This is a genomic window from Rhizobium lentis (assembly GCF_017352135.1).
Lineage (GTDB): Bacteria > Pseudomonadota > Alphaproteobacteria > Rhizobiales > Rhizobiaceae > Rhizobium > Rhizobium lentis.
Window position 1 is genome coordinate 585,388 of sequence record NZ_CP071455.1, and the last position, 22,012, is coordinate 607,399.

Consider the following 22,012-nt stretch of genomic DNA (forward strand, 5'->3'; position numbering starts at 1 on the left):
AGGCCCGGGAGGATATGGTGAAGATCGGCTTCTATACCTCGACTTTCAATGACCGCCCGCTGGAGGAAGTGGTGGATTTCGCCGCTTCGGCAGGTTTCGATGCAATCGAGATCGATGTCGGCGGCCATATCAAGACGCCCGACCGGGTGGAGGATGCCGTCTCGCTCGCCAGGAACCGCGGCCTCTTCGTCTCCTCGATCACCTTCTTCGGCAACCAGCTCGATTCCGACCGCGACAAGCGCCGGGAGCTTCGGGCAAGAACCGCGGAATTTGCGGCCGCAATCGGCGAGACCGGCGTTCCGATCTTCGTGATATTCCCCGGCCGGGATGACACGACGAGCGAAGAAGCCAATTACGACGATTTCGCCGACTTCACGAACGGACTAATCGCAGAAACGCGGGCCAGCGGCCTCACCTTCGCGATCGAGAACTGGCCCGGGCCGAGAGACAATTTCATCGGCACGACGCCGAAGGGATGGCAGGAGCTTTTCCGCCGGATTACGGACCGCCGCTTCGGTCTCGAATTCGATCCCTCGCATCTCGTCCGCATCGGCGTCGACCCCTATCGGGCGTTGGAGGCGGTCAAGGATCGTATCGCCATTCTGCACGCCAAGGATACGGCGATCGATAGAGAGGCCCTGCAGACGCTCGGCTATCACAGCAGGGGCTGGTGGCAATACAAGCTGCCGGGGCTCGGCCTTCTCGACTGGCCGCGGTTCCTCAGTCGGGCCCGTGGCTACGGCTTTAACGGCACGCTCTCGATCGAGCACGAGGATGCCGCCTATGGCTGGCCGAGCAAGGACTTGGCGGCGCGCAAGGAAGGCGAGCGCCTCGGCCTCGATTTTCTCAAGAGTGTCTTGAACGGACTTTGACGGCGATTTCGGGAGGAGTTTCATGGCCCATGTTTCGGTCAGCAATGCGCGCAAGGATTACGGCGCGTTCAAAGCCATCAAAGGCGTGTCGGTCGATATCGGCGACGGCGAATTCGTCGTCCTGGTCGGCCCCTCCGGCTGTGGAAAATCGACACTTCTCAGAATGATCGCGGGCCTCGAGGATATCACGTCGGGGAAGATCCAGATCGGCAAGCATATCGTCAACGAGCTTGCGCCCAAGGATCGCGACATCGCCATGGTGTTCCAGAACTACGCGCTGTATCCGCATATGACGGTGGCGAAAAACATGGGCTTTTCGCTGCGACTGAAACGCATGCCGAGATCGGAGATCGACCAGCGGGTCGACAATGCGGCGAAGATCCTCGGTCTCGAAAACCTCTTGGAACGCTATCCGAAGCAACTGTCCGGCGGCCAGCGGCAGCGCGTTGCCATGGGCCGGGCGATCGTGCGAGACCCGGCCGTCTTCCTTTTCGACGAACCCTTGTCGAACCTCGACGCCAAGCTCCGGGTGCAGATGCGCTCGGAGATCAAGGAGCTGCATCAGCGGCTGCAGACGACGACTATCTACGTCACCCACGACCAGATCGAGGCCATGACCATGGCCGACAAAATCGTCGTGATGAAGGATGGGCTGATCGAACAATCCGGCTCGCCGCTCGAACTCTACGACCGCCCGAACAATCTCTTCGTCGCCGGCTTCATCGGCTCCCCGGCGATGAATTTCATCCAGGGCACGATGGCCGACGACGGGTTCCGGACCGAGGACGGCCTGCTGCTGCCGAGCGAGCGCCGGCCGAAGGATGCCGTGACCTACGGCATCCGTCCCGAACATATCATGCTCGACCCAAACGGCATCGAGGTGACGACAATCGTCGTCGAGCCCACCGGCTCTGAAACCCTCGTCCTTGTCCGGCTGGGAGCCCAGGCGCTGACCTGCGTCTTCCGCGAGCGGATCCGGGCCGCCCCCGGAGACGTGCTGAGGATCGCGCCGGGTCACGACACCGTTCACCTGTTCGGCGTGAACGAACAGCGCATCACATCAGGCGAAGCGCCCTCAGCTAAGCCCGCCGAATGCCCCCTCCCCTTCGGCCGGGCGACGCCGGGGGCGCGTTATCAGCGCCCCCGGCCCAAAGGTTCCGGTCCTTTCCGGACATGATGCAGCAGCAGCCAAGTGTTTGAACGAACACCGAAAAGGTTAATATGCGTTAACCTTAAAATTCTTGGCCGACATTGGAGAATCGCGGATAATAACGGTTACAGGGGCTTTTGATCCCGAAAACCGTTATCCGAGAGATTGCTGCCGATGAACGCTAATTTGAACGCCATGATGGCCGCGCCATTGCATTTCGAGGATCAGATTCTCGAGCATGGCGACGTGATTTCGAAGAAGCTGCATCTCTTGAGCATGCAGCGCTTTCCGCCGAACGCGAAGAAGACATTGCGCAGCTTTTCCCTCGCCGAGGTCGCCAACTATGTCGGGGCCTCGCAGAGCACGCTGAAGAAACTGCATCTCGAAGGCAAGGGCCCCTGCCCGCAGACATCGCCCTCCGGTCGACGCTCCTACAGCGCCGAGCAGATGCTGGAGCTGAGGCGCTATCTCGATGCGCATGGCCGCTCCGAGAGCCGCATGTATGTTCCCCATCGCCGCGGCCATGAGAAACTGCAGGTCATCGCCGTCGTCAACTTCAAGGGCGGCTCGGGCAAGACGACGACAGCAGCCCATCTGGCCCAGCATCTGGCGCTGACCGGCCACCGCGTGCTGGCCGTCGATCTCGATCCGCAGGCCTCACTCTCTTCCCTGCACGGCTTCCAGCCGGAGTTCGACCAGGCCTCGTCGCTCTATGAGGCGATCCGCTACGATGGCGAGAGGAAGCCGCTCTCTGAGATCATCCACAAGACGAATTTCCCCGGCCTCGATATCGTGCCGGCCAATCTCGACCTGCAGGAATATGAATACGACACGCCGCTCGCCATGGCCGACAAATCGACCAATGACGGCAAGACCTTCTTCACCCGCATCTCGCGCGCGCTCGCCGAGGTCGACGACCGCTACGACGTCGTCGTCATCGATTGCCCGCCGCAGCTCGGCTATCTCACGCTGACGGCGCTGACGGCGGCGACCAGTGTCTTGATCACCATCCATCCGCAGATGCTCGACGTCATGTCGATGGGCCAGTTCCTGCTGATGCTCGGCGGCATCCTGAAGCCAATTCGCGCCGCCGGCGCCGAAGTGAATCTTTCCTGGTACCGCTATCTCATCACCCGATACGAGCCGACCGACGTGCCGCAGGCACAGATGGTCGGCTTCATGTCGACGATGTTCCACGAGTTCATGCTGAAACATCAGATGGTGAAATCGACAGCGATCTCGGATGCCGGGATCACCAAGCAGACGCTCTACGAGGTCGAACGCGCCTCGCTGAACCGGGGAACCTACGATCGCGCGCTGGAGGCGATGGACGCCGTCAACGCGGAGATCGCCGGCCTTATTCACCAGGCATGGGGGCGGTGAAATTGTCGGCTGACAAATTCACGGTTTCCTTGAACCGAATCAATGGAATGACCGCAATCGGAGGACGCGATGGCACGAAAGAATCTCCTTGAAGGGCTGGCCGATATGCCCGACGAAAACGCGGGCGCGCCGAACTATCCGATGCGCGGAGCAGGCCGCTCGCTCGTCCGCTCGCTGGATGAGCTTGCCAAGCAGGCCGAGAAATTCCTGGAGGGCGAGGCGGTCGTCGACCTCGACCCCGATCTCGTCGAAGCCTCCTTCGTCAAGGACCGTCTGTCAGAGGATGACGATGACTTCCGCGCACTGGTGGAAGCGATCCGCGCCCGCGGCCAGGACACGCCAATCCTGGTGCGTCCCCATGGCAGGATCGACGGGCGCTATCAGGTTGTCTTCGGCCATCGGCGCCTGCGCGCGGCCCGCGAACTTGGCCGCAACGTCCGGGCCGTCGTCAAGACGATGGATGATCGCACCCATGTCATCGCCCAGGGGCAGGAGAATTCGGCGCGCGCCGACCTGACCTTCATCGAGCGGGCGCTCTTCGCCCGGCGGCTGGAAGAGCTCGGCTATGATAGGGAGGTCGTCTCGACGGCACTTGCCGCCAATGCGGCTTCGGTCTCGAAGATGATGTCGGTCATGGATCGCATCGCGCCGGAGATCGTCAAGGCGATCGGGGCGGCACCCGGTGTCGGCCGCGAGCGCTGGGTGGCGCTGTCGCTGCTCGCCGGCAAATCGGCCAATGCGGCAAACGTCGCCAAGGTCCTGCAGGACGACAACTTTCATCAGCTACCTTCCGACAAACGTTTCGAAGCGCTCTACACGGCGCTGAACAAAAGCGCGCGGCCAGTGAAGAAAACCGTCGCCGCGAGGAAGGTCAAATGGCAGCCGCGGGATAAGACGGTCCAGGCGGAAATGAAAAATGACGGCAAGGCGTTCTCGCTCTCGATGAAGGCGAAAAATGCCGGCCGCTTCGGAGAATTTCTCTCCAGCAGGCTGGATGCGCTCTATGAGCAATTCCTCGCCGAGGAGGGCAAACAAGGAGACTGAACCGCAAAAGAAAAAGGCCCCCAAACGAACGAGTCGTGGAAGCCCTTCTCACATCCTTAGCAAGACAGAGAATCGCATTTTCACGAATCCCAGTCAAGAGTCCTGCGGCGCCCTCGCGTCTCTTCAGACGCAGAAATGACGCGGCAGCACCCTCAAGCCTCGCATCGTTTCGGTGAGCGGATTTCTTTTGCCTGATTAAAGGTGAAGGAAATGGAGAGTGAATATGTGACGACGCCCTTTGGGCGGCGACCGATGACGCTTGCCTTGCTGTTGAAACAGCGGCGCGGCGAAGCAATCGCGGCCGGGACGACGCGCAACAAATGGAAACTGTTCCGATCGGTCTGCGAGGCCAGGGCAGGGCTCGGCGTGACCGACCGGGCGCTCACCGTGCTCGATGCGCTGCTGACCTTTTATCCCGAGGACGAACTCTCCGGCGAAAAACCGCTGGTCGTCTTTCCCTCGAACGCGCAGCTTTCGCTTCGAGCCCGCGGCATGGCACCCGCGACGCTCCGCCGGCACCTCGCCGTGCTCGTCGAGGCCGGCCTCATCTCCCGCAAGGACAGCCCGAACGGCAAGCGTTACATGCGCCGCGGCCGGGACGGCGGCATCGACGAGGCCTATGGCTTCAGCCTCACCCCGCTGTTGGCCCGCGCAGGCGAGATAGAAGCGATCGCGGCGCGGATCGCCGCCGACCGCCAGATGCTGCGCGGAATGAAGGAGTGGCTGACGATCTGCCGGCGCGACATCGCCAAGCTCCTTGCCGCCGCCGTCGAGGAAGCGGTTCCGGGCGACTGGGAATGTATGTCTTCGATGTTCCAGACGATCCTGCAACGCATTCCACGCGCCGCAACGATCGAAAACCTCACGCCGATCCTCGAAGAGCTGGAGACGATTCGTGAAGAAATAGTCAAGTTATTGGAACTACATGAGAAAATTCCGATAGCGAGCACCAGTGAATCCCAGATTGAGCGCCACATACAGAATTCTCACACCGAATCCATATCTGAATCTGAACCGGGCTTGGGGACAGGGCCGGGGACGACGGCGGCCGGACAGACTGAGCGGGATCAGCAACCGGGAACGAAGCCGCATGATGACAGCCTGAAAGCGCAAACAAATGGCAGGGAGGGATCGCGCTTCGCCGTCCGGTCGAGGGCAGGCGAACTGGATTCCTTCCCGCTCGCCACGGTTCTGCAGGCCTGCCCCGACATCGTCGACTATGGACCAGGCGGAGGAATCGCCAGTTGGCGGGATTTCATGGCGGCGGCCATTGTCGTGCGCACGATGCTCGGCGTCAGCCCTTCGGCTTATGAGGCAGCGGCGGCAGTGATGGGACCGGAAACCGCCGCCATCGTCATGGCCTGCATCCTGGAGAGGGCACGGGAGATCAACTCCCCGGGCGGTTACCTCAGGGATCTCACGCGGCGGGCCCAAAGGGGCGGATTCGCGCTCGGTCCGATGTTGAAGGCGCTCCTGCGCGTCAACGGCCGGCTTCGCTGCAGAATCGACGGGTGAGCCCGGTTGGTCGCCTGTTCGCGCGCCGCACCCGCCAGCGCCTCCATGAACCGGTTGATATCGACGATGAGGCGGCCGAGGTGTTTGCCGACCGACGCGATTGTCAGCCTGCGCGCCCTATCGGCTCTTATGGATGCACATCTCCAGCCGCATTACCCCGCTCTGGCTGATGCGTTCTTCTTGCTGAGGAGGGCTGCGCGAATTTGTTCGTTCTTGCTCAGAAGGGGAGGGGCAACAGGGGCGGGCTCGGGCGTCTCGGCCTTGGCGGCGCTCTGCTTGAGGCTCAGGAAGCGCTTCTGCGCGACCAGCCGGTCCTCCTGCGACAGTTCTTCGACCGGTTCTCCGTCAAGGTTGTGGCGCATGGAATCGGGCTGGGCGCTGGCGAAATAGTAGCGCCGGCAATGGACGTAGGCAGCGGTCGCGCGCCTCAGAGTCGTCACACCGGCATCGGGCTTCAGGAGCGGGCGCAGCTCGTTGAACAGGCCGACGGCGAAGGGGAGGATCGGATCACCGGGTTTGGCCGGAAGCACGCCGACCGGCCGGATCAACAGCGTGTTGATCGCGTTTGCCTTCTCAACGTCAAGCTCGGTCGCCGCAATGGGGCCGCGGCTGATCTTCCAGGGTTTGTCCATGCATCCTCCATAGCGGCCGACTGTGATGGTATCTTGACGGACTGGGCCAATAGCGCTCCGGCTCGCATATTGCTAGTCCCGCTGCGAGCCGGGGCACGAGACGCCATTTTCCGGGCGGATATAGGCTGGCTTCATCGGCCGGCCATTCTACATAATCGTTTTTATCGCGGAATGTGCATTGACCTCCCGCTTCGATTACACTTCTTATCCGCGCCCAGGATTGGTGAGCGGCCGCGGGGAGGATGCATGCGGGTTTTTTCGAGTATTGAAGAGCTGCGGCACACGCTCGATGCGCTGAAGCGGCAAGGGCGCACCGTCGGCCTCGTGCCAACGATGGGTTACCTCCACGCCGGTCACATGCAGCTTGTCGCACGCGCCCGCGCCGAGAACGACATCGTCGTCGTCTCGATCTTCGTCAATCCGCTGCAGTTCGGCCCGGCGGAAGACCTCAGCAAATATCCGCGCGATCTGGAGCGCGACGCGGCCATGCTGAAACAGGCCGGGGTCAATTTCCTTTTTTCGCCCGGCGTCGAGGACATGTATCCGCGGCCGATGCAGACCGTGGTCGATCTTCCCGACCTTGGTCGTGAGCTGGAAGGGGCTGTCCGGCCCGGGCATTTTGCCGGCGTTGCGACGGTCGTCTGCAAGCTTTTCAACATCGTGCAGCCGCAGACCGCTTATTTCGGAGAGAAGGACTACCAGCAGGTGGTCATTATCAGGCGCATGGTGGAGGATCTCGCCGTGCCGGTGCGTGTCATTGCAGTGCCGACTGTCAGAGACGTCGACGGCCTGGCTTTGTCGTCGCGCAACGTTTATCTCAGCAAGGCGGAACGGCGCGCCGCGGTGATCATTCCTCAGACCCTTGAGGAAGCCGAGCGTCTGGTTACCGGCGGCCTCGCGGATCCTGCGGAGCTGGAGACAAAACTCATGACCTTTCTCGGCCGCGAGCCGTTGGTAAAGCCCGAGGTCGTCGCCGTGAGGGATGCCGCGACGCTTGAGCCGGTCACGACGATCACAGCGCCTGTCGTCGTTGCGCTCTTCGTGCGGGTCGGCTCGACACGGCTTCTCGACAACAGGGTCGTCGGGGGTAACAAGCTGAGCGGCGAGCAAGGCTTGCCGGGAAAGGGAGTGAGCAGATGAGCGCGGTCGGATCTCAGAAGCGCCTTACGCCAGCGCGCATCTCTACCATGAAGGGCGGCAAACCGATTGTCTGCCTGACCGCCTATACGACGCCGATGGCGCGGCTGCTCGACGAGCATTGCGACCTGCTGCTGGTCGGAGATTCGCTCGGCATGGTGCTCTATGGCATGGAGACCACGATCGGTGTCACCATCGATATGATGATCGCCCATGGCAAGGCTGTCATGCGCGGCGTCTCCACGGCCTGCGTCGTCGTTGACATGCCGTTCGGCAGTTACCAGGAATCGAAAGAGACCGCCTTCCGCAACGCCGTCCGCATTCTCCAGGAAACCGGTTGCGATGCCGTCAAACTGGAAGGCGGCGAGGAGATGGCCGAGACCATCGCCTTTTTGACGAAGCGAGGGATCCCGGTCATGGGGCATATCGGGCTGATGCCGCAACAGGTTCAGACCGCAGGCGGCTATCGCTCCGTCGGGCATTCCGAACACGAGACCTCGAAAATCCGGCGCGATGCGCATGCCATCGGCGGCTCGGGCGCCTTTGCTGTCGTCGTCGAGGGCACGGTGGAACCGCTCGCTCGCGAAGTGACGGCCGCCGTGCACATCCCGACCATCGGGATCGGCGCCTCATCCGCCTGCGACGGCCAGGTCCTCGTTTCCGATGATATTCTTGGGCTCTTCAACGATTTCACGCCGCGTTTCGTCAAGCGCTACGATGAGCTCGGCAAGAGGGTCGCGGCAGCCGCAGCCGCCTATGCCGAGGAGGTGCGCTCGCGAAAGTTTCCGGCAGCCGAACATACCTTCAAGCGGCGGTCGTAAGGCGATGGCGCCTGCCATTCACTCTTTCCCACAAGGAAGGGTTTTTGGGTTCAACGGGACAGCCATCGTCCGTCACCCGCCGTCAAGCTGCCCACGCATCGCCTGCGCCGAGCGGCGCACCGCCTCGGCGACCTCTTGCAGCTGCTTGGCCATCGGCGTCGAATTGCGCCAGACCATACCGATCATTCGCGACGGCTGCGGCGACGGGAAGCGGGAGATCGACACCTGCGCCGAGCGCGTTTCGACCTGAACCGCCATCTCCGGAATGAGGGTGACGCCGATACCGGCGCCGACCATCTGGACAAGGGTGGAAAGCGAGCTGCCTTCCATGATCTCCCGCGGGCGAGCCGGCCCGACCTTGCAGAAGGACAGCGCCTGGTCGCGGAAGCAGTGGCCCTCTTCGAGCAGCAGCAGCCGCATCTCACGCAGCGCCTCGCGTTCGGGCACTGGCTTGTCTCCATCCTCCCGCCGCCTGACCAGCACGAACTCCTCCTTGAAAAGCTCGAGCTCGGTCAGCGAAGGTTCGGACACGGGCAGCGCGACGATCGCCGTGTCCAGCTGGCCTTGCGCCAGCTCCTGAACCAGCCTTGCCGTCTGCGTCTCACGCACTTCGATATGAATTCCGGCGAAGGTTTGGTTCAGATCGTTTATAATCGCCGGCAGCAAGTAAGGCGCGATAGTCGGGATGATGCCGATGCGCAGCCGTGTGAGGAAGGAATCGCGCGAGGCTCGGGCAAACTCCCCCAGTTCGTCCACGGCCCGCAGGATATCGCGGACCCTCAGCGCGAAGGTCTGCCCGAACGGCGTGAGCTTCACCTCGCGCGCGCTGCGCTCGAAGAGTTCGCTGCCCAATTCCTGCTCAAGTTCTTTGATCTGCATGGAGAGCGCAGGCTGGGAGATGGCGCAGGCGTCGGCAGCACGCCGGAAACGGCCATCCCTTGCGAGGGCTTCAAAATAACGCAACTGTTTCAGGGTAAGATTTTTCATAAGTTCAACTTATCGCAGCAATCAGTAAATCCAACTTAAAATTATTGAACGCTTCCGATATGAAGACTGCAGGGAGAGAGCGGGGCGCCGGCCCGGTTCATCTTTTTCGACGGCAGACAGATCAAGCAATGAAGGAGACGATCATGGACAACCCCACTGACAGCGCAGGCAAATGTCCTGTCGCCCACGGTAATACGCCGCGCGGCCGATCGAACCGCGACTGGTGGCCCAACCAGCTGAACGTGCAGATTCTTCATCACAATTCCGGCCGTGCCGACCCGATGGGCACGGACTTCGATTATGCCGAGGAGTTCAAGAAGCTCGATCTCGACGCGCTCAAGAAGGACCTCCACGCGCTCATGACGGATTCGCAGGACTGGTGGCCGGCTGACTTCGGTCATTACGGCGGCCTTTTCATCCGCATGGCCTGGCACAGCGCCGGCACCTACCGCATCACCGACGGCCGCGGCGGCGCCGGTCAGGGCCAGCAGCGGTTTGCGCCGCTGAACAGCTGGCCTGACAATGCCAACCTCGACAAGGCTCGCCGCCTGCTCTGGCCGATCAAGCAGAAATACGGCAACCGCATCTCCTGGGCCGACCTTCTGATCCTCACCGGCAACGTCGCGCTCGAATCCATGGGCTTCAAGACCTTCGGCTTCGCCGGCGGCCGCGCCGACGTCTGGGAGCCGGAAGAGCTCTACTGGGGTCCGGAGGGCACCTGGCTCGGCGACGAGCGCTACAGCGGCGAACGCCAGCTGGCGGAACCGCTCGGCGCCGTGCAGATGGGCCTCATCTACGTCAACCCGGAAGGACCGGGCGGCAATCCGGACCCGGTGGCCGCCGCGCGCGACATCCGCGAAACCTTCGCCCGCATGGCGATGAACGACGAGGAAACCGTGGCGTTGATCGCCGGCGGCCACACCTTCGGCAAGACCCATGGCGCGGGCGACCCGTCCTTCATCGGCGCCGAGCCTGAAGGCGGCGCGATCGAGGATCAGGGCCTCGGTTGGAAGAGCACGTTCGGCACCGGCGTCGGCAAGGACGCGATCACCGCCGGCCTCGAGGTTACCTGGTCGCAGACGCCGACCAGGTGGAGCAACTATTTCTTCGAAAACCTTTTCGCTTACGAGTGGGAGCTGACGAAGAGCCCGGCCGGCGCGCATCAGTGGCGGGCCAAGAACGCCGAAGCCTCCATCCCAGATGCCTATGAGGCTGGCAAGAAGCATGTGCCGACCATGCTGACCACCGATCTGTCCCTGCGCTTCGATCCGATCTACGAGAAGATCTCGCGCCGGTTCCTGGAAAATCCCGACCAGTTCGCCGACGCTTTCGCCCGCGCCTGGTTCAAGCTGACCCACCGCGATATGGGACCGAAGGTGCGTTACCTCGGCCCTGAAGTACCGGCCGAAGACCTGATCTGGCAGGACGTTATCCCGGCGGTCGACCATCCGCTCGTCGACGACCAGGACATTGCCGAACTGAAGGCAAAGGTTCTCGCAACCGGCCTTACCGTTCAGGAACTGGTATCGACCGCCTGGGCCTCGGCCTCGACCTTCCGCGGCTCCGACAAGCGGGGCGGCGCCAATGGCGCGCGCATCCGCCTCGCGCCGCAGAAGGACTGGGAAGCCAACCAGCCGGCGCAGCTCGCCAAGGTGCTCGGTGTCCTCGAAGGCATCCAGAGGGACTTTAACGCCGCCCAGACCGGGGCGAAGAAGATCTCGCTCGCTGACCTGATCGTGCTTGCCGGTGCGGCGGGCGTCGAGAAGGCGGCGGCAGCCGGCGGCAACGCCGTCAGCGTGCCGTTCACGCCGGGCCGGATGGACGCTTCCGAAGCCCAGACGGACGCGCATTCCTTCGCAGCACTCGAGCCGCGCATCGACGGCTTCCGCAACTATGTGAATGGCAAGCGTCTTCAGTTCATGAAGCCGGAAGAAGCGCTCGTCGACCGCGCCCAGCTCCTGACCCTGACCGGCCCCGAGATGACCGTCCTCGTCGGCGGCCTGCGCGTGCTGAAGGCCGGCAATCCCGAGCACGGCGTCTTCACGTCACGCCCCGAAACGCTGACGAACGACTTCTTCGTCAACCTGCTCGACATGGCGACGCAATGGGTTCCGGCCGCTGGCAAGGACGGCGTCTATGAAGGCCGCGACCGCAAGACGGGTGCGCCGAAGTGGACCGGCACCCGCGTCGACCTGATCTTCGGCTCGCACTCGCAGCTGCGTGCCTTTGCCGAAGTCTACGGCCAGGCCGACGCCAAGGAGAAGTTCGTGAAGGACTTCGTGGCCGCCTGGAACAAGGTCATGAACGCCGACCGCTTCGACCTCGTCTGATCGGTAAGCATTTCGCATTTCGCCCGGGTGCAGTTGCGGCTGCGCCCGTGCTTTTTCTTTCTTTTCGACGCCGCTCCTCTCCTCCCTTGCGCTCGTAGGATCCGGTCGGCGAGGATCTGCTGACTTACTCCCTCACGGCGCCGCACGGGCAGCCCGTTGACGCTCGCCCTTCCGATCCCATCTGCTCCAGTATGCCGAACACGAAGACGCAAAATAACAGCGATGATCCCGAGCTGATCAGGGAGTGGTCACTCCCCGTGGAGGCGACGCTCGGATCGGCTGTGAGGGTGAAGGGAATCCTGCAGGAAATCCGGTCTCGCCTGCCTCCCGCCGTCAAAAAGTCGCTGGATATGCAGTCGGGCGAGCTTACCCTCGTCATGCCAGAGACTTCGAAGACAGTGTTTCGTGCGACCGCGTCGATTGTGTCCGAGGCGCTCCGGGACATCTCAGACCTACCGGTCATCCCACGTGAGGTCGAGGACATCCTCGGGATTAAGGCTTCTGAGAGAAAGCGGTGGCTGGAGGACGGACGTCTCCCAAGCGCTGGAACTCGAACGGTCAGGCTTCAGGGCCGGGCGCGGCGGATCACCTTCCACATATTCGATCCGCGGGTTGTCGAAGACCTGCTCGATCGCGGGGTCGTGGAGGAATGGCGCGAGGAAGACGCGGCGGCGAGAGCAGAAAATCGGAGGCGTGCCGCGTACCAGGCGAAACTGACACGTTCGCTGAAGGGAAAGGAGAAAGTCAAAGCGGCTGATCCGAACGCTGACGATGCTGCAACCGGGTTGAGCGGTTGGGAAGAATTCGGCAGCGAAGGCCTGCTTCGCTGAAAGTCGAGAGCGCGTCCTGATCTGAACTCACTCTCCCAAGCGGCGCTTCACAGCGGCCTGAGCACGAGCGCGCCATGATCTTGAACGGACAAAATTCGCGTCCGTTTCCCTCAGCGTGTCAGTTGATAGGTCTGCGGTGACCGTCGATAGGCTTCTTCACACTGGGGAGAGCAAAACCACGGCCCTTGCGGGGCGGCCCGCCTGTAGGCCGAATAGGGTGCATGCATCTTGCAAACCGGATCGATCCAGGCCGGGTCAGCCGATGGAGCAAGCTCGATCTCATAGAGAGGGACCTCGTCGGCAACCGATCTTAGCGCGACCATCCCGAGATTACGCACTACGATGCCTCTGGCGATAGCCGCCTCGGCGATGGATCGAGTGGCAAGCAGTTGACCTGGCATTGCGAGCGCCGCTATTCGAGCCGCAATGTTGACAGTCGACCCAAACAGGTCGCCTTCTCTGCGGACCACCGGTCCATGGTTCAGGCCCGTCCGAGTAAGCGGGAGCCGGGGTTCTTTGCGGCATGCGTGTAACAGCGTTCCGAGCACTTGGATCGCCGTATCGGGCTCGGAAAACGAAAGCATCGCCTCATCGCCGATCCATTTGATCGGAGGCTCGTAGCCGCTGAGTGCGTCGCGCACCATGCCCTCGAACACTTCAAGAACGTCAAGCGCGGCTCCGTCTCCATAAACATCGGCAATAGCGCTGAATCCCGCAATATCGACGAACGCAACAGTGGCGGACGTGTCAGAATCCTGTCGCTGCCTCATATCACTCCGCATCGCGGCTCCCACTGATGCTTACCTTAACTCTGAGCAATCGGGCTCGGCTGTAACGGCTAGCACATTTTGCACATGTCGACACCGACGACCGGCCACATCCCTCGCAGGGAATGCGGGCGACCAACACGGTTCGCCTTTTGCGGCGGATATCCGCCGTTTTAGCGGATATCCGTTTGATCAAGGCAGCAAGTGGGCTGACGCCCCTCATCGCGCCAGACAGTTGTCGATGCAGGCCCTCCCAATTGACATGTGATGCATCGGGCCAGCTCCTATTTCGCTTCCTTATCCACCCACTTCGACATCTCTTCGATCTCTTTCTTCTGGGCTTCGATGACTTTCTTGGCCATCTGTTTGGCCTCGTCATTATCGCCATATTCGAGCTCGACCTCGGACATGCTGATCGCGCCCATATGGTGGGCGATCATGCCGCAGACGAAGGAGACATCGGCATCCTTCTTCATCATTCCCTGCATCATGTTCATGTGCATGTCCTTCATCCCGTTCATCGACGCCTTCTGGTAGTCGGTCATCTCACCGGTCGGCATGCCGTTCATCGACATGTCCGCCTTCGACATGTCCATGCCTTGGGACTTGCATTTCTCCGGATATGCCATCGTCGACTGGGCAGAAGAGGCAGAGGGCAGGATTGCGAGTGAGGCAAGGGCGGCCATCGCGGAGAGGGCCAGGTTAGTGAACGTCTTCATATTTCGATCTCCGAAAGCTGGGTTGAGGTGGTTTGTCAGCCTGCCAGAGATCGGGGCGGCGGATCGATCGCACGGATCAGCAGCAGCTGCCGATCGTCGGCCACCGTCCTCCCATGCCGTTTCGGTTGCGGGAGCGGAGCCGCGTCCGCCGCAAGCTCCGGCAAGAGCGGACAACAGTGAGCCGCCGAACAGCACGCCGTTCGCTGCCCGCAAGCATGTTCGGCCGTATGATGATCCTGGCTGGCGACAGCGCAGTGCTTGTGATGAAGGGCAGTCGACGCCGAGGCCATCCCGGAAGGATTGGCCGTCACCAGCAGAGCGACCACGACAATCTGAACGTAGCGGAAAATGCTCCCAAGTCTCATTCGGCCGGGTTCCCTTCCGCCCTACAACCGTACGGCGCCAGAAATGTTCCGATCCGCGCCTGCTGCCGATGAGCAAGCGTTAACCGCCGACTAGCCTGCGCTGTCAGGCGGAAGCATCGATAGTGTCATTGCGAAAAGGTCCAATCCCTGTTGACCTTGCCACCGTCGGAAGCCGTAGACGCCTAAAAGTGATGTTCGCGTTGTTTTCCACGACGCAACGTCGGCTGCAAGCGCTTCGGAGAACCCCGGCAGCTCACTGCTTCCGCAATAGTATCCTCAGTCGCCGAAGCCTCGAACGCGACGTCGATTAGCGATTGTCGGCAGGAGCGCGTCGACCCCGGTTTCTTGGAAAAACTTGTCTGCCTCCGAGAGGTCGAACCCTTGACCGCACGGTCAGTTTCCATCGCCATCACTTTCCGCGTTGAGGCCTTCTCGCATTCATGCAAGAGGCCTTGCATCAACGAGGCAGAACGCCGAATGGCGAGAGCGACAGCAGATCCGGATCGACAGTCGCCGTCGCTTTCGCCACCTGGGCATGGCTCATGCTGTAGCCGTAGGCGAGGATGCGGACGCCATCGATCATGAAGAACTGCGCCTGGTCCAGACCCGGCCGCAGCGCCCCCGTCACAGTGACGATCTCGTAGATTCTTGCGAGGTGCAAAGGCTCCTTTGGAACGACACGCACCAACTGGTTCGGCGGCGGGGAAGGCATATGGCTGCAGGCTCCGGCCCAGGGCACCAGCATGAACTCGTAGACGAGATCGCCGTCCTGGTCGATCGGCAGAACGAAGCCCGTCAATTCGACAGGACGGCCCTCGTCATGCCAGGCAAGCGTGTCGCCCTGCGGACCACTGACCGCCTTGCCCGACAGCGGCATTGTCGTCCTCGCCTGATCGGCTGGCCGCAATGCGCTCCAGAAAATAGGCTGAGCTGCGGCAGAGGCGCCGGAAATCGGCCATGCGGAACCAAATGCCAGCGCCGCAAATGTCAGGAGGAAAGGTCTGTGTTTGATCATGAAGTCTCCTTGGGCGCCGGCCGGCGAGGACCTTGCAACTGCCGGACAGATGCTACTCCCGATCTTGGTCGGCCGTCAAAGCTCGGGCGGGCTAACTCTTCTCCTCATCATCCCTCTGCTCGACATCCGCGCGCCCGCTGGAACTCGCCAAACACGGGCTGGCGGCGCCGAAATAGGAGCGTCCCGTATCGACTGATCGACCTACCCCCTATCTCAGACGATGGACCTTGGCTCTCGCGAATGCTGGCCCAGCAACTCGGCGGCAATCGGCAGCAGAGCGGCGGCCTCGGCAAGCCCGGCGGGGCCCGAGAGGCGCCTCACGGTAAGCGTCGGCCTGGTCAGCGGCCGCCGGCCGGCCACATTGAGAGCGCCGAGATCGATGCGCTCACAAAGCCGCTCCGATAAATCGCGCGCGGAAAGAAGCCGCCGACGACGATCGCATCCGGATTGAAGAGCTGGACGACGGTCGCGAGCGGCTTCGACAGCCTCTCGCCGCGGTCGTCGATCCAGTCGATGAGGCGGGCATCGCCCCCCTGGAACAGGGCCGAGAGGAAATCCTCCGAGAGCTCATCCAGCCGGCAGCCGAGATGCCGGGCGAGATCGGAAAGGTTCGGCCGGGGACCGGTTTCGGGAATGAGCGCGCCGATATTCGAGGCTTGATTGAAAGCGCCGCGAAAGACGGCGTCCTTGGTGACGAGACCGCCGCCGCGGGTCAACTTTCCGAAAGTGACAAGCGAATCCAAGAATAGGCTGCCGGCCTGTTCATGTCATGCACTTAACGCTGATTCGCACCGTAATCTCCGGTTACGGATTGATCCATCGACAGGAGGAGAGGGCGCCGGTTTCGTCGTAGACAAACAATGCTCTTCGATTGTCCTGCTGGCGCAGCTCGAACCAGTCCATCGTCCGGGCCCGGAAGCTCAGGACGCCGAAACGCGGCTTTCCGCCCACTTCGCCCAGAGGTTCCGGCAACTCGCCGATCGCTTCGAAGCCGCGCTCGTCCCCCGGCGGACCGCCCACATAAGTCATCCGCGTCCGACTGGGCAGGTTCTGCCACGCGGCGTCGGCGTGTTCGCTTCCCGGGCCATGGCGTTCGGCCCTTCCCTGAAGCCGCAACTGCAGCCGGGCCTGCGGGCAGAAGCCCAGCACCGTGACTTCAGGATTTGCCGAAAGCTCCAGCCACTTCTGGCTCCGCGTATCGGTGTGAAATTCAAGGCTCCGCGTCGTTCTGTCGGCGCTGCGTAGCACCACCATGCGGGCCTGCGCTCTCGCCTCGGCGTCGACGGTGCACAGGTTCACATAGCGGAAACCGGACAGCGGGTTTCCCGCAGCCATTTCGAGTTCCGCCCATGCCGAAGCATCTATGTCAGTTAGGTTCACCGCCAGGTCCTCGCTCAGACGGAACGGGCGATGCCGCCGTCGACGCGGATGTTCTGGCCGGTGATATAGCCCGCACCCTCCGACAGGAGGAAGGCGATGGTGGCGGCGATTTCCTCGCTGGTGCCGTAGCGGCGCATCGGAATGCTGTCGCGCCGCTCGTCGGTGGCCGGCAGGCTGTCGATCCAGCCGGGCAGGACGTTGTTCATGCGGATGTTCTTGGCCGCATAGGTGTCTGCGAAGATCTTGGTGAAACTCGCCAGTCCCGCCCGGGCGACCGCGGAGGTCGGGAACATCGGCGAGGGTTCGAAGGCCCAAGCCGTGGAGATGTTGACGATCGCGCCGCCGCCCTGCGCTTCCATGATCGGCACCACCAGCCGGACCGGGCGCACCGCGCTCAGGAAATAGACCTCCATGCCCTTGTGCCAGTCCTCGTCGGAGATGTCGAGGATCGGGGCGCGCGGGCCGTGGCCGGCGGAATTGACCAAGGCATCGATCCGGCCCCATCGCTCCATTGCCAGATCGACGAGCCGCTTCACATCGTCGTTCGACTGGTTCGAGCCGGTGACGCCGACGCCGCCGAGTTCTTCTGCCAACGCCTCTCCCTTGCCTGAGGAGGATAGAACCGCGACGCGATAGCCGTCTGCGGCGAGTTTGCGGGCGGCTGCCGCCCCCATTCCGGATCCACCTGCGGTAATGAGAGCGACTTTTTCTTCAGACATTGAGGCCTCCGACAACTGATCTCCCAAAGCATTATGCCAGATGCCTTCGGGACTTTCGCGCGAGAAAGAAAGCTGCGAGACTGTAGAAAATCTACTGGAAGACCGATGACCCAATCCCGCCGCACGCTGCCGCCGCTGAACGCCCTGCGCGCCTTCGAGGCCGCGGGCCGCAGGCTGAATTTCCGCGCCGCCGCCGAGGAACTGGGCGTCACGCAAGGGGCAGTCGCGCAGCAGGTACGCGCGCTGGAAGACCAGCTCGGCCTCAGGCTGTTCCTGCGCCTTTCCCGCGGCCTTGCGCTCACGGCCTATGGCACGGGCTATTTGGCGGAAGTGAGTCGCGCCTTCGACACGCTCGCAGAAGCGACCGGGCGGCTTCTGGACCGGCCGGAAACCGTGACGATCAGCGTCACCCCACGGTCGCCACCAAGGTGCTGATCCCGCGGCTCGCCGAGCTCTACGCCGCCCTTCCCAATATCGATCTGAGGACAATGGCCACCGAGGCGCTGTCGGATTTCGATCGCGACCAGGTTGATATAGCAGTGCGCCTCACCCGCCCGCCCTTTCCGACGAACCTGGAGGCGCAGCTGCTGTTTCGCCAGGATCTGGTGGCGGTCGCAAGCCCGCGCCTGGTCAAGGGCCTCACCCTCCCTTTAACCGGCGAAGAGCTGCGCAAGCTGCCGCTTCTGCATGACTCGCACGATCACTGGCGGGTGCTTCTGCAGTCCCGCGAGAAGCTGCCGGGTGCGGCCTTCAACCACACGACCCTCGCCCTGGACGCCGCGCTTGCCGGCCAGGGCGTCGTGCTCGCCTGCCGGGCTTTCGTCATGGCCGATCTCGAAGCCGGCCGGCTAGTGCGGGTGACCGAGGAGACGGCGACCATCGGACCCGACTACTACCTCGTCCGCAAACGTTCATCATCGCCGCGTAAGGCCGTCGACGCGGTGTGGGAGTGGTGCGCGGCGCGGCTGTCGCTGCCTTTGAGCGAAGCGGCATAGCGGCAGAACTTCTTCACTCCATCTGAAACGCATGCTCGGCTGACCGGTCGCGCCAGGGCCGCAGACCTGTCCTCAGGCCGCCGACATTCAAATCTCAAGAAAGACTTCCGTCATATTCACGTCATGCACCTTAATATTGATGCACACGAGGGTGTGAGCAAGATCTTCCCGAACGGTCACAGGGTGCTCGACGTCCTCGGGCGAATTCCTGACGCTGCTCGGGCCGTCGGGATGCGCGACCGGCTGTCGGACCTGCTTCAGCTCCGCCACCCCGGGCATGAGGACTATGTATTCCACCTCAGCATCGCCTATCTGATCCGCTATCCCGATGAAAGGCAGCGGGCTGCTCTTGCGGCGCAGCTTTTCGAACTCCTCTCCGGCCTGTCTGATGAATTCGAGCTTGGCGCCCCGGAATTCTGCCGCTTCGCCGACATGTTCGCCTTCCATCGCCAGTTCTTCCTGCGCAGCCGGGAAAGGGGCTCTCACGCGAACATTCCGCGAGGGGCCGGTGTGGCCAGGCCCCCTCTCTGCGTCTTCACGATCTTTATCTGCCACTCAGACCATCGAGGAAATGATCCGATCGAACATCCGGTCGCTGAGCCAGCGGCGCAGCCACAAGACCGGGCCTGCCATGTAGCCAGTGTGATACCGGGTCTTCGGCCTGGCTGATGTGACGGCTTTCAGAATGGTGGCCGCCACGACGTCGGGGGCCGACAGCCGTGAGCCGGAATAGATTTCATGCATGCTGGCCGCGGCTTTATTGGCGGCCTTGGCATAGGCGCCGGTCCCTGACGTCTTCTTCAGATTGTCGGCGGCGATATGCCCCCAATCCGTTTTGATGCCGCCCGGCTCGACGATGACGACGTCTATCCCGAAAGGTTTGGTCTCCAGGCGAAGCGTATCCGACCAGCCTTCGAGCGCATGCTTCGTTGCATGATACCAGCCGCCGAACGGCGTGTAGATCTTGCCGCCGATCGAGGTGACGTTGACGATCTTTCCGAACTTGTTCTCGCGCATTTTCGGAAGGACGAGTTGCGTCAGCCGGGCAAGCCCGAAGAGGTTCACCTCGAACTGCCGGCGGCCTTCGTCGACCGGGACATCTTCGATTGCCCCGTAGGAGCCGTAACCGGCATTGTTGACGAGAATGTCGATCGAGCCACATTCCACGACGATCCGCTCGACCGCCGCCACGATCTCCTCGTCCCTGGTGAGATCCAGGGGCACGGCGATGGCGCCACGCTGCACGAGATCCTGCATCTGCTCGACGCGGCGTGCGGCCACGTAGACCCGGTAGCCCTCCTGCAGCAGTTTCCGGGTCGTGGCATTGCCGATGCCCGACGAGGCACCGGTGATCAAAGCCGTTTTCTTCTTGGCGGTATTGGATGAGATAGCCATGATAGCACCTTTCGTTGGTGAAATGGGGTCGGCGGGCCCCGTCGGACTCACGGCCTCGCCAGTTGGTCAGTTTGCAGTTCTTTGCAACTTATTTTGAACAGTGTTAAGATGCGTATATAGACGTCGATTTGAACGCTGTACAGATGCGGCTCGAAAAAATTATGGAGTGTGCTTGGGTGGCTGAAAAGCGGGGGTATCATCACGGGGAGCTGAGGAAGGCGCTGATCACCGCCACCGACGACATCCTGAGAGAAAGCGGCATAGAGGGGTTTTCATTGCGCGATGCCGCCAGACGGGCCGGCGTGTCGCCGGGAGCACCCGCGCACCATTTCGGCAGCGCATCGGGGCTGCTGACCGAAGTGGCGATTCTCGGCTATGAGGAGCTGGCTCGCTATCTCGATGAAGCAGTGGATGACGGAACGCCGGCCGGGAGGATGCGCGCCCTGGCGGCGGCCTATGTCACCTTCGCCCTCGACCATCCCGGTCGGTTCCGTCTGATGTTCCGCAAGGATCTCGTCAATCGCACCAACCCCGTATACGAGGAAACGAGCAAACGGGCTCTTTGGCCTTTCGCCGAAGCCATCGCGCGGGTCAACGGGACGACCTTGGAGGCCATGCTGGAAGCGCGCAACCTAGCTCCGATCTTTGCCGCCTGGTCCACCGCCCACGGCATCGCCTATCTCGCACTGGAAGACAAGATGCACTTCGCGCTCCAGGGCAACTACGATGAGGACTTCCGCAAAAGGCTCCTGCCCGAAATATTGAAAGCGCAGTGGGCGTAAGTCATGGGGCCGGTCGGAAGCCGGCCCCATTAGATTCAGAACATGGTGTTCTTGTTGGCCGCTTCGCTTGGAACGGCCTGGACGACGTCCCAGTGCTCGACGATCTTGCCGTCCTTGACGCGGAAGACATCGACGATCGCCTGGCCGCGGTCAGTCGCACCGTTCGTCGCGTGCACATGCAGCCAGACGAGATCGCCGTCTGCGGCGCTGCGGACAATCTCAGCCTTCGATTGGGCATTGTCCTTGAAGAAGCCGGAGAAGAAGGAAATCAGCGGCTTCTTGCCATCGGGAACCTGGGGATTGTGCTGTCGGTAATCATCGGCGATGACCGAGGCGGCCTCGATATCGTGCTTGTTGAAGAACCGGTCATAGAACTCCACCACCAGCTTCCGATTGGATTCCTCGACCTTCAAATCCCGCGCGGCCGACTCGGCGAAAGCGCCTGAAGGCGCGGCAATGCCTGCCAGGATGGCGAGTGCGAAAAGCGATTTCCCGAAAGTCATGAGTCAAACTCCTATCGATCTGGGATCTAGTCTAGAAAGCAGACTATGGAGATCTGGTCTATGGAAGCCGGGCACAGTGGGCAAGAAGGCAGATTTTAGTGGCAAGGTAAGCCTGCGCTGACCAAGGAGAGGACATGCCCGGGAAAATGGACGAACCAAAACAGCGGCCCGGGGCAGGGTGCCCGGTCAGAGGCGTCCTCGATCGCATCGGCGATCAATGGAGCCTGCTCACGCTGGAGGCGCTGGAAGACGGAAAGAAGCGCTTCAACGAGCTGCTGCGCGACATCGGCGACGTCTCGAAACAGATGCTGTCCAAGACGCTGCGGCATCTGGAACAGGACGGCTTCATCAGCCGCACCCTCTATCCCGAGGTTCCGCCGCGCGTGGAATATGAGCTGACGGAGATGGGGCGATCCTTCCTGTTTCCGATGAAAGGCTTGATCGGCTGGGCTGAACGGAACCACCCGGAAATTATCAGGTCGCGGCGGCGGCATGAAACGGGTTAGGGTTTAACTCACTGCGACAATGCCTCAATGTTTGTCACCCGTCCCGTTATTTGCCTTTCGCTTGCGCTCAAGGCGTTCGTCGCTTTCGCTCCTCACCCCCCTCATCTGCCCTGACGGGCATCTTCTCCCCGCTGGGGCGAAGGGGGAATGAGCAGCACGGTAGCC

The 22,012-nt window shown here is 62.1% G+C and carries 21 protein-coding genes and 2 pseudogenes; 12 read left to right on the top strand and 11 right to left on the bottom strand.

Annotation, left to right across the window (positions count from 1 at the left end):
* Positions 1-17 precede the first annotated feature (17 nt).
* From J0663_RS24920 to repC, 5 genes and pseudogenes are all read left to right on the top strand, one after another.
* Positions 18-872 carry a sugar phosphate isomerase/epimerase family protein gene (locus tag J0663_RS24920; RefSeq protein ID WP_207244683.1) on the top strand — a complete coding sequence of 285 codons (855 nt, stop codon included), beginning with the start codon at positions 18-20 and terminating at the stop codon, positions 870-872.
* Positions 873-894: 22 nt separating this feature from the next.
* Positions 895-1,947: pseudogene (locus tag J0663_RS24925) on the top strand (ABC transporter ATP-binding protein); the annotation flags it as partial.
* Between the two features lie 249 nt (positions 1,948-2,196).
* Positions 2,197-3,405, top strand: coding sequence for a plasmid partitioning protein RepA (repA, locus tag J0663_RS24930; protein WP_207244684.1), 1,209 nt, complete (start codon positions 2,197-2,199; stop codon positions 3,403-3,405).
* A gap of 69 nt (positions 3,406-3,474) precedes the next feature.
* Positions 3,475-4,449, top strand: coding sequence for a plasmid partitioning protein RepB (gene repB, locus J0663_RS24935; protein ID WP_207244685.1), 975 nt, complete (start codon positions 3,475-3,477; stop codon positions 4,447-4,449).
* A 210-nt stretch (positions 4,450-4,659) separates the two neighbouring features.
* Positions 4,660-5,964, top strand: coding sequence for a plasmid replication protein RepC (repC, locus tag J0663_RS24940; protein WP_207244686.1), 1,305 nt, complete (start codon positions 4,660-4,662; stop codon positions 5,962-5,964).
* Positions 5,965-6,116: 152 nt separating this feature from the next.
* On the opposite strand, the gene J0663_RS24945 is transcribed toward repC, so the two are convergent.
* A complete protein-coding gene (locus tag J0663_RS24945) occupies positions 6,117-6,596 on the bottom strand; it encodes a ProQ/FINO family protein (protein ID WP_207244687.1) in 480 nt (159 codons plus the stop codon).
* A 246-nt stretch (positions 6,597-6,842) separates the two neighbouring features.
* Between J0663_RS24945 and panC the strand changes: the two genes are divergently transcribed.
* Both panC and panB read left to right on the top strand, forming a co-directional pair.
* Positions 6,843-7,736, top strand: coding sequence for a pantoate--beta-alanine ligase (gene panC / locus J0663_RS24950; protein WP_207244688.1), 894 nt, complete (start codon positions 6,843-6,845; stop codon positions 7,734-7,736).
* A complete protein-coding gene (gene panB / locus J0663_RS24955; RefSeq protein ID WP_207244689.1) occupies positions 7,733-8,554 on the top strand; it encodes a 3-methyl-2-oxobutanoate hydroxymethyltransferase in 822 nt (273 codons plus the stop codon). Before panC ends, panB begins: the two co-directional genes overlap by 4 nt.
* A gap of 72 nt (positions 8,555-8,626) precedes the next feature.
* Here the strand turns inward: panB and J0663_RS24960 are convergent, their stop codons facing one another.
* Positions 8,627-9,541 (bottom strand): hydrogen peroxide-inducible genes activator, encoded by a 915-nt coding sequence (locus J0663_RS24960; RefSeq protein WP_207244690.1) that lies wholly within the window; start codon positions 9,539-9,541, stop codon positions 8,627-8,629.
* A gap of 143 nt (positions 9,542-9,684) precedes the next feature.
* Here J0663_RS24960 and katG point away from each other — a divergent pair, with 143 nt between their 5' ends.
* Positions 9,685-11,871 carry a catalase/peroxidase HPI gene (gene katG, locus J0663_RS24965; protein WP_207244691.1) on the top strand — a complete coding sequence of 729 codons (2,187 nt, stop codon included), beginning with the start codon at positions 9,685-9,687 and terminating at the stop codon, positions 11,869-11,871.
* Between the two features lie 191 nt (positions 11,872-12,062).
* Positions 12,063-12,701, top strand: coding sequence for a hypothetical protein (locus tag J0663_RS24970; RefSeq protein WP_207244692.1), 639 nt, complete (start codon positions 12,063-12,065; stop codon positions 12,699-12,701).
* A gap of 110 nt (positions 12,702-12,811) precedes the next feature.
* Here the strand turns inward: J0663_RS24970 and J0663_RS24975 are convergent, their stop codons facing one another.
* From J0663_RS24975 to J0663_RS25000, 6 genes are all read right to left on the bottom strand, one after another.
* The gene (locus J0663_RS24975) at positions 12,812-13,471 is read right to left on the bottom strand and encodes an adenylate/guanylate cyclase domain-containing protein (protein WP_207244693.1); all 660 of its coding nucleotides are present in this window, start codon (positions 13,469-13,471) and stop codon (positions 12,812-12,814) included.
* Between the two features lie 281 nt (positions 13,472-13,752).
* Positions 13,753-14,187 (bottom strand): CopM family metallochaperone, encoded by a 435-nt coding sequence (gene copM / locus J0663_RS24980; RefSeq protein ID WP_207244694.1) that lies wholly within the window; start codon positions 14,185-14,187, stop codon positions 13,753-13,755.
* Positions 14,188-15,009: 822 nt separating this feature from the next.
* Positions 15,010-15,567: a DUF3299 domain-containing protein gene (locus J0663_RS24985; protein WP_207244695.1), complete on the bottom strand. Its 558-nt coding sequence runs from the start codon at positions 15,565-15,567 to the stop codon at positions 15,010-15,012.
* A gap of 338 nt (positions 15,568-15,905) precedes the next feature.
* A complete protein-coding gene (locus tag J0663_RS24990) occupies positions 15,906-16,310 on the bottom strand; it encodes an ROK family protein (protein WP_207244696.1) in 405 nt (134 codons plus the stop codon).
* A 61-nt stretch (positions 16,311-16,371) separates the two neighbouring features.
* On the bottom strand, positions 16,372-16,947 hold the full coding sequence (locus J0663_RS24995) for a pyridoxamine 5'-phosphate oxidase family protein (protein ID WP_207244697.1): 576 nt from the start codon (positions 16,945-16,947) through the stop codon (positions 16,372-16,374).
* Positions 16,948-16,961: 14 nt separating this feature from the next.
* A complete protein-coding gene (locus tag J0663_RS25000; RefSeq protein WP_207244698.1) occupies positions 16,962-17,666 on the bottom strand; it encodes an SDR family oxidoreductase in 705 nt (234 codons plus the stop codon).
* A gap of 105 nt (positions 17,667-17,771) precedes the next feature.
* On the opposite strand from J0663_RS25000, the pseudogene J0663_RS25005 reads away from it, so the two are divergent.
* A pseudogene (locus tag J0663_RS25005) lies at positions 17,772-18,661 on the top strand (LysR substrate-binding domain-containing protein).
* A gap of 87 nt (positions 18,662-18,748) precedes the next feature.
* On the opposite strand, the gene J0663_RS25010 reads toward J0663_RS25005, so the two are convergent.
* Together J0663_RS25010 and J0663_RS25015 are read right to left on the bottom strand one after the other, a co-directional pair.
* Positions 18,749-19,108 (bottom strand): hypothetical protein, encoded by a 360-nt coding sequence (locus tag J0663_RS25010; protein WP_207244699.1) that lies wholly within the window; start codon positions 19,106-19,108, stop codon positions 18,749-18,751.
* Positions 19,109-19,216: 108 nt separating this feature from the next.
* The gene (locus tag J0663_RS25015) at positions 19,217-20,056 is read right to left on the bottom strand and encodes an oxidoreductase (RefSeq protein WP_207244700.1); all 840 of its coding nucleotides are present in this window, start codon (positions 20,054-20,056) and stop codon (positions 19,217-19,219) included.
* 143 nt (positions 20,057-20,199) lie between these two features.
* On the opposite strand from J0663_RS25015, the gene J0663_RS25020 reads away from it, so the two are divergent.
* The gene (locus J0663_RS25020; RefSeq protein ID WP_207244701.1) at positions 20,200-20,838 is read left to right on the top strand and encodes a TetR/AcrR family transcriptional regulator; all 639 of its coding nucleotides are present in this window, start codon (positions 20,200-20,202) and stop codon (positions 20,836-20,838) included.
* 35 nt (positions 20,839-20,873) lie between these two features.
* On the opposite strand, the gene J0663_RS25025 is transcribed toward J0663_RS25020, so the two are convergent.
* Positions 20,874-21,341 carry a nuclear transport factor 2 family protein gene (locus tag J0663_RS25025; protein ID WP_207244702.1) on the bottom strand — a complete coding sequence of 156 codons (468 nt, stop codon included), beginning with the start codon at positions 21,339-21,341 and terminating at the stop codon, positions 20,874-20,876.
* Positions 21,342-21,475: 134 nt separating this feature from the next.
* Between J0663_RS25025 and J0663_RS25030 the strand changes: the two genes are divergently transcribed.
* A complete protein-coding gene (locus J0663_RS25030) occupies positions 21,476-21,847 on the top strand; it encodes a winged helix-turn-helix transcriptional regulator (protein ID WP_207244703.1) in 372 nt (123 codons plus the stop codon).
* The last annotated feature ends 165 nt before the right edge of the window (positions 21,848-22,012 follow it).

What these genes read in the sequence shown, in the direction of transcription:
- repA (WP_207244684.1), top strand. Translation starts at nt 2,197, where the DNA reads ATGAACGCTAATTTGAACGCCATGATGGCCGCGCCATTGCATTTCGAG.
- repB (WP_207244685.1), top strand. Translation starts at nt 3,475, where the DNA reads ATGGCACGAAAGAATCTCCTTGAAGGGCTGGCCGATATGCCCGACGAA.
- repC (WP_207244686.1), top strand. Translation starts at nt 4,660, where the DNA reads ATGGAGAGTGAATATGTGACGACGCCCTTTGGGCGGCGACCGATGACG.
- J0663_RS24945 (WP_207244687.1), bottom strand. Translation starts at nt 6,596, where the DNA reads ATGGACAAACCCTGGAAGATCAGCCGCGGCCCCATTGCGGCGACCGAG.
- panC (WP_207244688.1), top strand. Translation starts at nt 6,843, where the DNA reads ATGCGGGTTTTTTCGAGTATTGAAGAGCTGCGGCACACGCTCGATGCG.
- panB (WP_207244689.1), top strand. Translation starts at nt 7,733, where the DNA reads ATGAGCGCGGTCGGATCTCAGAAGCGCCTTACGCCAGCGCGCATCTCT.
- J0663_RS24960 (WP_207244690.1), bottom strand. Translation starts at nt 9,541, where the DNA reads ATGAAAAATCTTACCCTGAAACAGTTGCGTTATTTTGAAGCCCTCGCA.
- katG (WP_207244691.1), top strand. Translation starts at nt 9,685, where the DNA reads ATGGACAACCCCACTGACAGCGCAGGCAAATGTCCTGTCGCCCACGGT.
- J0663_RS24970 (WP_207244692.1), top strand. Translation starts at nt 12,063, where the DNA reads ATGCCGAACACGAAGACGCAAAATAACAGCGATGATCCCGAGCTGATC.
- J0663_RS24975 (WP_207244693.1), bottom strand. Translation starts at nt 13,471, where the DNA reads ATGAGGCAGCGACAGGATTCTGACACGTCCGCCACTGTTGCGTTCGTC.
- copM (WP_207244694.1), bottom strand. Translation starts at nt 14,187, where the DNA reads ATGAAGACGTTCACTAACCTGGCCCTCTCCGCGATGGCCGCCCTTGCC.
- J0663_RS24985 (WP_207244695.1), bottom strand. Translation starts at nt 15,567, where the DNA reads ATGATCAAACACAGACCTTTCCTCCTGACATTTGCGGCGCTGGCATTT.
- J0663_RS25000 (WP_207244698.1), bottom strand. Translation starts at nt 17,666, where the DNA reads ATGTCTGAAGAAAAAGTCGCTCTCATTACCGCAGGTGGATCCGGAATG.
- J0663_RS25010 (WP_207244699.1), bottom strand. Translation starts at nt 19,108, where the DNA reads ATGGAAGGCGAACATGTCGGCGAAGCGGCAGAATTCCGGGGCGCCAAG.
- J0663_RS25015 (WP_207244700.1), bottom strand. Translation starts at nt 20,056, where the DNA reads ATGGCTATCTCATCCAATACCGCCAAGAAGAAAACGGCTTTGATCACC.
- J0663_RS25020 (WP_207244701.1), top strand. Translation starts at nt 20,200, where the DNA reads ATGCGGCTCGAAAAAATTATGGAGTGTGCTTGGGTGGCTGAAAAGCGG.
- J0663_RS25025 (WP_207244702.1), bottom strand. Translation starts at nt 21,341, where the DNA reads ATGACTTTCGGGAAATCGCTTTTCGCACTCGCCATCCTGGCAGGCATT.
- J0663_RS25030 (WP_207244703.1), top strand. Translation starts at nt 21,476, where the DNA reads ATGCCCGGGAAAATGGACGAACCAAAACAGCGGCCCGGGGCAGGGTGC.